Source organism: Clostridium polynesiense (assembly GCF_000820705.1).
GTDB lineage: Bacteria > Bacillota > Clostridia > Clostridiales > Clostridiaceae > Clostridium_AA > Clostridium_AA polynesiense.
The window spans coordinates 1-12,317 of the sequence record NZ_CCXI01000014.1; the positions used below are offsets into that span (position 1 = coordinate 1).

The following is a 12,317-nucleotide window of genomic DNA, read 5'->3' on the forward strand; positions in this document are numbered from 1 at the left end:
CCCCTCATCACTGTAATCCACGGAGAGATGAAATAATAGATGATAATCTGCTAATAATTATTCTTTTACTATTCTTATGCGGTTGTTGGTGTTAAAATATTATAGGAAGGTCTTCCCTTCCTATAATATTTTTTTTATAAAGGAGAGGAATAAATGCATAATTTAGAACTTAAGGTACTTAGGATCCATGAAAATGCTGTGATACCTAATTATGCTCATCCGGGAGATGCTGGATTAGATTTATATTCTGTAGAAGAAGTGATTATAAAACCTGGTAAGAGTGCTTTGATTTCCACGGGAATTAAAATAGAACTGCCTCCCAATACCGAGGCTCAGGTAAGACCAAGAAGTGGCTTGGCTCTTAAATATTCTTTAACAGTATTAAATACCCCTGGTACCATTGATGAAGGATATAGAGGAGAGATAAAAGTTATATTGATAAATCATGGTATAGAGAATTTTAAGGTGGAAAAAGGTATGAAAATAGCTCAGATGGTTGTAGCACCTGTTTATCCGGTTAAAGTGACTGAGGTACAGGATATATCTGAGACTATGAGAAGTGAAAAGGGATTTGGCTCATCAGGTCTTAAATAATAATTTACATATTTTATAGTTTGGTTTATGGAGGAAACATATTGAATACAGAAAAGGGCAAAATTATAGACAAGGGTTTTTACAATAAATTATTTTTAATTGCTGTTCCTATAGTGATTCAAAATTTCATAGCATCAGCATTAAACACAGTAGATACCGTAATGATAGGTGCGGTAGGTGAAGTAGAAATTGCCTCTGTAGGTATTGCTAATCAGTTTTTCTTTTTGTTTACCATAATTTTATTTGGAATAACCAGCGGTTGTGCAGTGTTTATTTCACAATTCTGGGGTAAAAAAGACATAAAGAATATTAAAAGGGTATTAGGATTGCAGCTGATCATTTCCGTTTTCATAGCCTTGGTATTTACCTTGGCTGCAGTTATTTTTCCACAAGGCATTATTTCTATTTTTAATAAAGACGGAAATGTGGTAACCAGCGGGTCACAATACATTGTCATAGTAGCTTTCAGCTATGCTTTTACAGCTGTAACCTTCAGCTATGCTGCCTCCTTAAGAGGTATAGAAAATTCTAAAATACCTATGCTGGTAAGTGCCTTTGCACTTATATGCAATACCTTTCTTAACTGGGTATTCATTTTCGGAAACTTAGGTTCTCCTGCTATGGGAGTTCAGGGAGCTGCATTAGCTACATTAATAGCTAGAATTCTGGAAGCAGTTTTGATGATTTATTATGTGTATCATATAAGATCGCCTTTAGCTGCTAAATTTAAAGAATTAATAGACTTAACTTCAGAATTCTCCTTGAAAATACTGAAAAAAGGATTGCCTGTACTTTTGAATGAAAGCTGTTGGGGACTGGGAATAGTTATGTACAATATAGTATATGGAAGGATAGGAGCTCAGGCAACCGCTGCTATGCAGATCAACAATACTATAACTAACCTTTTTATGGTGGTCATATTTGGTGTATCTAACGCCTGCATGGTAATTATAGGGAACAGAGTAGGAGCTCAGGAGTACGAGTCTGCAAGAAGCTACAGCAGAAAGTTTATTAAGCTGTCTATAGTTATCGGAGTACTTATAGCAGCAGGTATATCTCTGTTTGCACCTTTTATATTATCATTTTTTAATATATCTCAGTTAGTATATGATTATACACGAAATATTTTATATATAACAGCAGCAGTGATGTGCTTTAGAACCTTTAATCTGGTAATGATAGTAGGTATATTAAGAGGCGGAGGAGACACTAAGGCTGCCTTTTACATAGAAGCCTCTACAATGTGGTTTATAGGGGTACCGCTTTCTATGATAGCTGCTTTTATATTGGGAATGCCGGTATATGCTGTGGCTGCCCTGTCAATGCTTGAGGAAATAGCTAAGGCGATATTGGGATATTATAGGTTTAGATCGGGTAAATGGATTAACAATTTAGTTCATAATATGTAGAGGTATTAAGTTTCATTATTCTTGTAAAGATAGAATACCAAATTTAAACTGTTTTTGTGAGTATAATTTAAGTAAGGAGTTATTATGAGAATTACACAAGAGTTGGATTACGCTTTAAGGGTTATCGCATTTCTATCTAGTACTGAAGAAAATAAGGTAGAAGCTAGAAAGATTTCCTATGAAGAAAAAATTCCTTTGAGATTTTTATTAAAGCTTTTAGGTAAGCTGGCAGCCTCCAACATTGTTAAATCCTTTAGAGGAGCTAATGGCGGATATTCACTTAACATGCTTCCGGAAGAAATAACCTTAAAGAAGGTTTATGAAGCTATAGAAGGAGAAATATATATAAATAAATGCATGGAGGATCCTCATTCCTGCAACTTGGGAAAAGCGGAGCAGTGTAAGGTTCATAAAGCTTTATACAGAGTTCAGAGGGTTTTAATACAGGAGCTGGAGTCAATTAATTTTAAAGATATATTAGAGGATAGAATTTAGTTAATATAAGTAATTAGAGGATTAATCTTATCTTTCAGCAGATAAGCTTTACCTTAAAAAATTTTGTTTTATATTTTATAAAATGCAAAAACAACAACTTTGAGTTGTTGTTTTTTTATGCTCTATATGAAGCCATCCCGTTAAGGATTATATTTGGTTACACCCCTATGGAACTTCTTTTAAACTCCATAGGAGTACTTCCTGTTAACTTTTTAAAGGTCATATTATAATAGTTTTGATTATTGAAGCCTACATTTAATGCTACATCCAGTATAGACATATCTCTTTTAACAAGCAGTTCTTTACTCTTATCTATTCTTATTTCATTTAAAAACTGAGATATGGTTTTATTTACTTCTTTTTTAAATAGGCTGCAGAAATAACATTTGTTAATCTTAACATGTTTAGATATATCATCTAAGGTAATAGGATTTTGGTAGTTATCATACATGAAATCTATTCCTTTTTTTACATACAGACAGTATGCTGTATTCCTTGATGAAAGGTGAGAATCTACTATTTCGCAGCTTTTAGCAATACCATGAAGCAGCATTATTAGATTAGGTATGTACTTTTTAGGCTTATAAGGAATTACAGAGTCAGACACCTCTTCTTCGTGGTATGGACCTATAATATAAATTCCCTGATCCAGTATTTTAGGACAGGAGGGAATTCCGGTAAAACATATATTATCTTCTACATATATTGTTTCAAAGGAAGAGGTTACTGTATTATTTATAAATTTAGTTATAAGACCTTTATATATTTTATATTCCTCTATAAGGCATTCATATTCATCGCTGTAGCCGTAAGCTGCAATAGGGTGGTGATTAGAAGCATAAAACTTAATAGGAATGCTAGTGCAGTGATAAAAGCCTTCTACAGTTTCCTGAGTCTGCTTTTGATTTAAGTATAGCTCTTCATACAAATAAAATCCCTCCATATTTAGCAATAAAGCATATTAGATATATAGATATTTAATTAACAAGTATAAAAATGTACAAATATAATTATAAAAAAATAAATATAGTTAAGATTTATATTTCTATAGCTGATAAAATACTAAATGATAATAAAAATCAATACCAATTAGATTTAAATTATATCAGTGTCAAAGAATTAAGTCAAAGCTGAATTATGTGGATTGTTATGAGGAGATAAGGGTTTATAAATACTAATGAGGAGTTTGGGGGATAAGATGAAAAAGAGACATTTAATTTATATGCTGATTATATTCAGTATGATTTCCTTATTTATAGGTATAAAGGATATATATCCTTGGGAATTATTTAGGCTTAACGAAGCTAGTGTACAGGTAATGCTCATAAGCAGAATACCTAGGCTAATAAGCATTATTGTTGTAGGAATGGGCATGAGTATAAGCGGTCTTATAATGCAGTCTGTAAGCAGAAATAAATTTGTGTCTCCAACTACTGCAGCTACTACAGATTGGGCAAGGCTGGGAATCTTGACATCAATGATGCTTTTTGGATCGGCTACTTATTTTCAAAAAATGATAATAGCATTCATATTTGCTTTAGCAGGAACCTTAATATTTATGAAGCTTCTGAACAAGATTAAATATAAAAATGCAGTGTTTATTCCACTTATGGGTATAATGCTTGGAAATATAATAAGCTCTTTAACTACTTTTTTTGCTTATAAGAATAATCTGGTCCAGAACATATCTTCATGGCTTCAAGGTGATTTTTCCTTAATTATTAAGGGGAGATATGAACTTTTATATTTGGGAATTCCTATGGTTTTTATCGCTTATATTTATGGAAATAAATTTACCATTGCCGGTATGGGGGAAGGCTTTTCTGTAAATCTAGGATTGAATTACAACAGAGTAGTGACAATGGGGCTTGTAATTGTATCGCTGATTACTTCAATAACGGTACTTACAGTTGGGTCCATCCCATTCCTAGGTCTGATTATTCCAAACATAGTTTCATTATATAATGGAGATAACCTTAAAGAAAATATACCTCATACTGCACTTTTGGGGGCTGTTTTTGTCTTAATATGCGATATATTAAGCAGGGTTATTATATACCCTTATGAGTTAAGCATAGGGGTAGTTGTAGGAGTTATCGGAAGCGGAATATTTTTATATCTGCTATTAAGGAGAAAAGAGTATGCAGTATGATGGTGTTAACATGATTAAGTCAAGCTTTAAGGATAAACTTTTTGTAAAAAAAAGAGTATTAAAGGATTATATATCGGATTCTAATAAAAGGACCTTGATTTTATTGGCAGCGATTTCTTTTGTGGTGGTGCTTACCTTCATTTTCATTGGATTAACAAAAAAGAACTTTGATTTTAACTTTCCAAGACGGGTAAAGAAAATTGCTGCAATGATTTTAACAGGAGGCTCTATAGCTTTTTCTTCCGTGGTATTTCAGACCATAACTAATAACAGGATTTTGACTCCAAGCGTATTAGGTTTAGATTCCCTTTATATGTTTATTCAAACTCTGGTAGTATACCTTTTTGGCTCCTCCAGTTACATGGTAATGAATAAGAATATAAATTTCCTTATAAACCTTGCTTTAATGATAGGATTTTCAGCGGTGCTATACAGGCTTATGTTTAAAAGAGAAGGACAGAATATATACTTTTTACTTCTTATCGGAATGATATTTGGAAGCTTTTTTGGAAGTTTATCCTCTTTCATGCAGATGCTTATAGATCCTAATGAGTTTTTAATAGTTCAGGACAAGATGTTTGCAAGCTTTAGTAATGTGAATACAGGAATACTTGCTTTAAGCGCTTTTGCAATAACTGTTATATTCTTAATTGCCTATAGAGATATTAAATTTCTGGACGTTATGTCTTTAGGCAGGAACAACGCAATTAATCTGGGGATTGATTACAATAGACTTGTTAAAAAGTATCTTTTACTAACTGCTGTATTAATATCTGTTTCCACAGCTTTAGTTGGGCCAATAACCTTTCTGGGAATTTTAGTGGTTAACCTTGCTAAGGAGGTTATGAAGACATATAAACACTTATACTGGTTTGCTGCAGCGATTTTTATAAGCATCATATCTTTAGTGGGAGGTCAGCTAATGGTGGAGAGAGTATTTGACTTCGGCACAAATTTAAGCGTGGTTATTAATTTTATAGGAGGAAGTTATTTCATATATCTTATTTTAAAGGAGAGCAGCAGATGATAAAGGTTAGAAATTTAAAAAAATACTATGGAGATAAGAATGTAGTAAATAATGTTTCTATAAATTTAGAAAAAGGCAGGCTGATTTCTTTTATAGGAGCTAATGGTGCTGGAAAAAGTACTGTGCTTTCCATGGTAAGCAGGCTTATAAGCAAGGATTCCGGTGAAATTATAATTGAAGGCAGAGAGCTTTCTCAATGGGATAATAGTGAGCTGTCAAAAAAGCTTTCAATACTTCCCCAGGCAAACTATATGAATATCAGGTTAAAGGTAAGAGAGCTTGTCAGTTTTGGTAGGTTTCCCTATTCTCAAGGAAGACTCACTAAAGAAGATAATAGAATAATCGATGAGGCTTTAAATTATATGGGACTTAAGGAATATGAAAACAGATATATTGATGAGCTCAGCGGTGGAGAAAGACAGATGAGCTTTATAGCTATGACTATAGCTCAAGATACAGAGTATATATTCCTAGACGAGCCTCTTAATAATTTAGATATGAAGCATTCTTCTGAAATAATGAAGATACTGAGAAGGCTTGTAGATGAGCTAAAGAAAACAGTTATTATAGTAATCCATGATATTAATTTTGCCTCCTGCTATTCTGATTATATAGTAGCATTAAAAAAAGGAGAGGTTATAAAAGAAGGAGGCACTGATGAAATTATAGATAAAAATGTTCTTAAGGAAATTTATGATTTAGATATACATATAGAGTCTGTAAAGGGTAAAAAAATATGCAACTATTTTCAATAGGAGCAAATAAATATAAAAGATAAAGAGGTGCACATATATGAAGGAAATTATCTTATCAATAGTATCGGCAGTTGTAGCAGGAACTCTGGCAGTGGGCTGTGTTAGTACGGGAAAAGGAGATGCCTCAGACAAAAGTGCAAAAGGGGAAGTAACAGAATATAAAACTGTGTCAGTAAAACATAAATTCGGTGAAGTGAATATTTCAAAGAAGCCGGAAACTGTAGCAGTTTTTGATTTAGGAGCATTAGATACCTTAGACGCATTAGGGGTGGAAGTGTCAGGGATCCCGCAAAATAACCTTCCTGATTATCTGAACAAATATTCAGATAAGAAATATGTTAACATAGGAGGTTTGAAGGAGCCCGATTTAGAGGCTATAAGCGAGCTTAACCCTGATTTAATCATCATATCAGGAAGACAAGCTGACTTTTATAAAGATTTAAGTTCAATTGCTCCAACTATATATATTGCTATAGATAATAAAAACTATATTAAGTCCTTTAAGGATAATACAGCCATTCTTGGAGATATTTTTGATGTGGAGGACAAAGCGGCTGAAAAGATTAATGTTTTAGATAAGAGAACAGCAGAAATAAAATCTCAGACGGAAGATAAAGTGAAGGAGAAAAAATCTCTTACTATACTGGCAAATGATGGAAATATAAGTGCGTATGGACCAGGCTCAAGGTTTGCTTTGATTGATGAACTGGGTTTTAAAGCGGTGGATGATACCTTAGAGGATTCTACTCACGGACAGAAAATTAACTATGAATATATAAATGAGAAAAATCCTGATTATATTTTTGTTATAGATAGAAGTGCTGCAGTAGGAACAAAAGGGGCAAGCTCTGCATCTAAATCTTTGGAAAACGATCTGGTTAAGAAAACAAGTGCTTATAAGAACGGAAAAATGATTTACTTAGAGCCAAGCTACTGGTACTTATCCGGAGGAGGATTAACCTCCTTTGGTAAAATGATTGAAGAAGTAGCAGCAGCATTAAAATAATAAATTATTATTAAAAGAGCAGTAATATTTAAAAATATTGCTGCTCTTTTATTTTAAAAGGAATTGTCTCTTTTAAGAAAATACTATTTATCCATTATCTGCGGCAAAGTATCTTCATAGTTAAAATAAGTTTACAAATACTTAAAAAAATAAGCTTATATAATTATCATTATAAAATCATTCCAGGAGTATATTTTATAATAAGCATGAGTTTGGTGATTTAAATGAGTTTATACAGTAGTGACAAAACTGCTTCTTTAGAGAGTGTGTTTCAAAAGTGTGATGATATTTATGGTGAGAATATATTTTTAAGGAAAATTTATAAAGAAGACGCAGAAGATATATTAGAATTATATTCAGGGGAGCATATAGCCTTATATGAAAGAGCTCCTCAAATGAAGGTTTTAGAAGATGCACAGATTTTTATAGAAGAAATCAATAACCATTTTAGATATAAAAAAAGGATAGATTGGGCTGTTGTATGCAGTAACTCAAATAAATTGGTAGGGCTTATAGGTATTCATTCAATAGATGTTAAAAGCCTTACTGCAGAAGTAGGATATCTTATTAATATAAGATATACAAATAAAGGAATTACCACTGAAGCATTAAAGCATTTGGCAGGTTATATATTTAAGAATACCCCAATATATGCTTTAAATGCATGGGTACATAAGAAAAATACAGCTTCAATAAAAGTGTGCTGTAAGGCTGGATTTAAATTGGATAACACTTATGATTTAAAGGATTTGAAGGACTTATTATTATTATCCCTAATCAATCCTAAATATTATATTTAAGAGGAGGAATTTATGAAGTTTATAACATTTTTTCATATGATTAGAGATGCTGTAATTTTTGCAGAAAAATTAAAAGTGCGAAGTATAAGCTGTAGAATTAAACTCAATAATATAATTGAAATAGAAGACTTAGTTTACGATTTTCTGCTTATTATAGAGGAAGATAAGTACTTTAAGGCTGTTTTCACAGAAGAAATACCGGAGGATTTTAAGAAAGAGTATATTTTTTCCCTTTATTCAGAAAAGAACACTGAGAATTTAATTTCAGATATAAGCAGTATTTTAGATTTTAAAAGCGGCAGGGAGAATATTGCTGTAATTCCTGCAGAACCTGAAGAGTATTACAATTTAATTGGAGGGTATATTAAGGATAATACCCTATATAATTATAATGAAGAACTTAGCTGCAGATATTTAATAGGTGAGCTGAAAAATACTTTCACAAATAACGTTATTCATTTTTCATTGAATGATTTATGCAGGGGATCGGAGGATATTTTATTAAAGATAAAAAAATCACCAGAGGAAATTCAAGTATTTGATGGAAACAGCAATAATGATATAAGGATTATTGCTGAAGCAATAAAAAACAGCAGCATTCCTTACTATATTATTTCCGGTTCTTCATTTTTAACCTGTTTATATTATTTATACAATAAGTCCTTTATAGAAAAGGAAAACAGTGAAGGTTTAGATAAAATGCTTATTTTATCCAGCAGTAAATCTTTAAATTATATAGATAAACTAAATGATTTTATTAAAAGCAGTAAAGCAGAATTTTATAACCTTAATATATACAGCCTGATAATAAACCCTGAGGAGGAGCAGAGGAGGGCTTATAATTATCTTGTATATAATAATAAAACTAAGTTTATTGGTGTAACCACTGCAGCAAGCAAAGAGGATATAGTAAATTAGAGGATTTCTCTTCAGCAATGAATATAAAAATGGATTTGCTGGATAAAAAGATACACCTTTCATTGGCTAAGGCTTCAAAGAGGTTGTTAGATAGTGATTTAAATATTGGATGTATATTATGCAGCAGCTATAAAACAGCCCTTGCTCTTTTAAAGGAGCTAGATGTCTGCAGAATTGAGTATTGTGGTGAAATAAATAAATCTTATCACATAATTAAATGGCAATACTTTAATGAAAATAAATATTTATTAGTAAAGTATTGTAAGTTATCTAAAGAAATCCCTTTGCAGGAAGTTTATAAAAAATTAAAAGAATGTTATTGATTTATTAATAATTTATATTAATTAATATAGAATATTGTAATTATTTCAAAAATGAATTATAATTTTAATATAACAAATATTGTTATCTGACGAGGTGATTTAAAATGTATAAAGAGTTTACTGAACTATTAGAAAAAAGGCAATCAATAAGGAAATTTTCTCAAGATAAAGTTAGTGAAGAATTAGTAGAAAAAATATTAAAGGTGGTTAGACTTGCACCTACTGCAGGAAATTTAGAAGATTTTAAAATTACTGTAATTAAATCAAGAGAAATAAGAGGAGCTCTTCAGGAGGTTACCTTTGTAGATGATGCTCCTGTGGTTATGGTATTCAGCGCACTTCCTCAAGCGTCAAAGAAGTTTTATGGTGAAAGAGGTGAAAAACTCTACAGCATTCAGGACGCGACTATAGCATGTACTTATGCAATGCTGGCTGTGGAAAGTTTAGGTCTTGTTACTACCTGGGTAGGAAATTTTGATGAAAATGAAGTTAAATCTATAATAGGTGCTGAAGAAGGCGAGGTACCTGTAGCAATACTCCCTATAGGGTATGCTCCTGAGAATCTAGTAGCTGAGCCTAAAGAACTAAAAGAAAAAGAAATTAAATATATTTAGAAGTTATTAAACAGCATCTATCCTTAAAGCTTCTTTAAGCTTTAGATAGATGCTTTTTTAAGGAGGAAGTCATGATAATAGGCACATTAAAAATACATTTAATGGTTCCATGGTCTCATAGCCTTAAAGAAAAAAGAATGGTGGTAAAAAGCATAATAGATAAGATAAGGCATAAATTTAATGTTTCAATAGCTGAAGTAGAGGATCAGGATCTCCATCAGAGTATAATTTTAGGAGTCTGCTGTGTTACAAACGAAAGTTCCCATGCTAACAGCGTTCTGCAGAAGGTTATAGATTATATTAACAATAACTGTGAAGCAGAAATAATAGATACATTGATGGAAATACTATGATATTAGGCAGTTGAATGGTATATCCTATTCAACTGCCTAATATATTAAATCTGACTATAAAATTCCAAATATTCTTCTGCCTTAGAATAAAGAGGAGCTTCCATCTTATTTATTATATTGCTTCTGAACTGGTTATTGTTACTTAAGTAATATATAAATTCTGAAATCTCATTAGCATTAGAAAGGCTGCAGGTTACAGCACAGTTATTTAAAATCTCTTTAACTGAAGGATTATCCAGACAGATTATAGGAGTTTTACAGAGGGCAGCCTCACTTAAGGAAAGAGGATAACCGTCATATTCAGAAAAACTTACCACACATTTAGCCCTATTATAGAAATATACAGTATCCTCCTTAGGGATAAGGCCTGTAAAAATAACCCTGTCTTTTACATCTAACTTTTCTGATAAGTTTTGAAGCTCTCTGTAGTATTCCTCTTTTTTGCCGGTTATGTCTCCTGTTATAACGAGTTTTAAATCTCTGCATCTGCTGCTTACAATTTTAAAAAGGCCAATTAGTCTTTCTATATTTTTACTAGTGTGTATATTACCGCAGTAATAAATAAATTCATTTTTAATGTGGTACTTGTCATATATATAGTTTTTACACTGACTAAAGGATAGAGGTTTATAAATATTAGATATAACAGGATATATAACATGGATTTTATTTTCATTAATATTAAATAGTCTCATTAGCTCATCTTTAATAAATCCTGATACAGCGATGATTTTATCAGCTTTTTCAATAGATTCAGGAAATACCTCTAGAAACTTGCTGTAGTATTTCGAATCAACCTTTGCTTTGTTTTCAACGGGATATAAAGAATGTACGGTAATTACATAAGAGCAGCACTTGTTCTTAGGTAAACTGAACCCATTGTTTAATGAATGATATACCTCTATGCCGTTTTCATAAAGATATCTTTCCAAGATATCATAATTATTTTTCTGCCTTTGAAGCTCAATATTTGCAGGAATGCACCAAGAGCTTTTATCCAATAGTTTCTTATAATTATCATTTTCAAAAATAACGTGCATGCTGTGGGGATGTTCTGAAAAGGTCAGATCTTTAATAAGCTCTTCACTGTAGGAGCTTATAAAAGTTCCGGGAAGATTTAAGGCAGCATAACCATCTATACAGATATTCATCTTTCTACCTCCTACATACATTCTTCTTCAGGGTCAAATCTCTTATAAGCAGAGGATTCTTCATACTCAGCGGCATAATTTTCCTTATCTCTTGAATTGTTATGGGGAGTTTTTTGAAAATTTACTGCAGCCGTGCAGAACAAGGTACAGTATATGGTATATTCGTTAATAAAATAAGGATATATATCTATAAGATATACTTTCACGGATTCCACATCACCCTTTAAAGGCGGAAGCTTAATTAAAAGGGTATAGGGATATGAAAATTCTGTTTTCAGCACTTTATTTTCTGAAGTTGAGTAAGTGATGGAAAAGAACTTCTCTCCCTCAAGGAACATTAACCTTTCATTGGAAATGGTTACTTCCCTATGGCCGTTTATCAATAATGAAACATTGAGTTCATTTATCTGCATCATTGGATAATCCGTCTTATCAAGAAAATATATTCCTTTTCTGTAAAATGCTCTGCATAGTGAAATTTAACATTTGACAGCTCATCTTTTGTTGATAACCCTGTTACGATGACATTATTCCTATCCATAAATAACCTCTATATAAATTAGTATATTACTAATTTATATGCATGGCTGAGCTGAATTTTACTTCATAACTCAAGATATATTGAAATTAATTTTATTCTATAAAATAAGGGCATATTTTAGGTCGATATATATACAATCTTGTAACATAAAGAATCCTCAGGAATATAATACATTAGAA

At 31.8% G+C, this 12,317-nt stretch carries 16 protein-coding genes; 12 read left to right on the forward strand and 4 right to left on the reverse strand.

What is annotated here, in order from left to right; translation table 11 throughout:
* The first annotated feature begins 153 nt into the window (after positions 1–153).
* The 3 genes from dut to TA89_RS02360 all read left to right on the forward strand — a co-directional run bounded on the left by dut (position 154) and on the right by TA89_RS02360 (position 2,498).
* The gene (dut, locus tag TA89_RS02350; protein ID WP_040210513.1) at positions 154–594 is read left to right on the forward strand and encodes a dUTP diphosphatase; all 441 of its coding nucleotides are present in this window, start codon (positions 154–156) and stop codon (positions 592–594) included.
* 41 nt (positions 595–635) lie between these two features.
* Positions 636–2,003, forward strand: coding sequence for an MATE family efflux transporter (locus TA89_RS02355; RefSeq protein ID WP_242850058.1), 1,368 nt, complete (start codon positions 636–638; stop codon positions 2,001–2,003).
* An 84-nt stretch (positions 2,004–2,087) separates the two neighbouring features.
* A complete protein-coding gene (locus TA89_RS02360; protein WP_040210514.1) occupies positions 2,088–2,498 on the forward strand; it encodes an RrF2 family transcriptional regulator in 411 nt (136 codons plus the stop codon).
* A gap of 157 nt (positions 2,499–2,655) precedes the next feature.
* Here TA89_RS02360 and TA89_RS02365 read toward each other — a convergent pair whose 3' ends face one another.
* Entirely contained in the window at positions 2,656–3,426 is a 771-nt protein-coding gene (locus tag TA89_RS02365) for a helix-turn-helix transcriptional regulator (protein ID WP_040210516.1), read from the reverse strand.
* A gap of 270 nt (positions 3,427–3,696) precedes the next feature.
* Here TA89_RS02365 and TA89_RS02370 point away from each other — a divergent pair, with 270 nt between their 5' ends.
* The 9 genes from TA89_RS02370 (at position 3,697) to TA89_RS02410 (ending at position 10,446) form a co-directional block, all read left to right on the forward strand.
* Positions 3,697–4,650 carry an ABC transporter permease gene (locus tag TA89_RS02370; protein ID WP_040210517.1) on the forward strand — a complete coding sequence of 318 codons (954 nt, stop codon included), beginning with the start codon at positions 3,697–3,699 and terminating at the stop codon, positions 4,648–4,650.
* Entirely contained in the window at positions 4,640–5,677 is a 1,038-nt protein-coding gene (locus TA89_RS02375) for an iron chelate uptake ABC transporter family permease subunit (RefSeq protein WP_242850059.1), read from the forward strand. Before TA89_RS02370 ends, TA89_RS02375 begins: the two co-directional genes overlap by 11 nt.
* Entirely contained in the window at positions 5,674–6,432 is a 759-nt protein-coding gene (locus TA89_RS02380; RefSeq protein ID WP_040210518.1) for an iron ABC transporter ATP-binding protein, read from the forward strand. The genes TA89_RS02375 and TA89_RS02380 overlap by 4 nt, the downstream gene beginning before the upstream one ends.
* A 37-nt stretch (positions 6,433–6,469) precedes the next feature.
* Positions 6,470–7,438, forward strand: a complete 969-nt coding sequence (locus TA89_RS02385; RefSeq protein WP_040210519.1) for a siderophore ABC transporter substrate-binding protein — start codon at positions 6,470–6,472, stop codon at positions 7,436–7,438.
* 224 nt (positions 7,439–7,662) lie between these two features.
* Positions 7,663–8,238 carry a GNAT family N-acetyltransferase gene (locus TA89_RS02390; RefSeq protein ID WP_040210520.1) on the forward strand — a complete coding sequence of 192 codons (576 nt, stop codon included), beginning with the start codon at positions 7,663–7,665 and terminating at the stop codon, positions 8,236–8,238.
* A gap of 12 nt (positions 8,239–8,250) precedes the next feature.
* Entirely contained in the window at positions 8,251–9,156 is a 906-nt protein-coding gene (locus tag TA89_RS02395; protein WP_040210521.1) for a hypothetical protein, read from the forward strand.
* A 17-nt stretch (positions 9,157–9,173) separates the two neighbouring features.
* Positions 9,174–9,479, forward strand: coding sequence for a hypothetical protein (locus tag TA89_RS02400; RefSeq protein ID WP_040210523.1), 306 nt, complete (start codon positions 9,174–9,176; stop codon positions 9,477–9,479).
* A gap of 104 nt (positions 9,480–9,583) precedes the next feature.
* Positions 9,584–10,093: a nitroreductase family protein gene (locus tag TA89_RS02405; RefSeq protein WP_040210524.1), complete on the forward strand. Its 510-nt coding sequence runs from the start codon at positions 9,584–9,586 to the stop codon at positions 10,091–10,093.
* 71 nt (positions 10,094–10,164) lie between these two features.
* On the forward strand, positions 10,165–10,446 hold the full coding sequence (locus TA89_RS02410; protein ID WP_040210527.1) for a DUF503 domain-containing protein: 282 nt from the start codon (positions 10,165–10,167) through the stop codon (positions 10,444–10,446).
* 44 nt (positions 10,447–10,490) lie between these two features.
* On the opposite strand, the gene TA89_RS02415 is transcribed toward TA89_RS02410, so the two are convergent.
* Genes TA89_RS02415 through TA89_RS18995 form a run of 3 tightly spaced genes read right to left on the reverse strand, consistent with a single transcriptional unit; the run spans position 10,491 to position 12,138 of the window.
* A complete protein-coding gene (locus tag TA89_RS02415; RefSeq protein WP_040210529.1) occupies positions 10,491–11,597 on the reverse strand; it encodes a glycosyltransferase family 4 protein in 1,107 nt (368 codons plus the stop codon).
* Positions 11,598–11,608: 11 nt separating this feature from the next.
* Positions 11,609–12,013 (reverse strand): hypothetical protein, encoded by a 405-nt coding sequence (locus TA89_RS02420; protein ID WP_040210531.1) that lies wholly within the window; start codon positions 12,011–12,013, stop codon positions 11,609–11,611.
* Positions 12,010–12,138 carry a hypothetical protein gene (locus tag TA89_RS18995; RefSeq protein ID WP_278246189.1) on the reverse strand — a complete coding sequence of 43 codons (129 nt, stop codon included), beginning with the start codon at positions 12,136–12,138 and terminating at the stop codon, positions 12,010–12,012. The genes TA89_RS02420 and TA89_RS18995 overlap by 4 nt, the downstream gene beginning before the upstream one ends.
* Positions 12,139–12,317 lie beyond the last annotated feature (179 nt).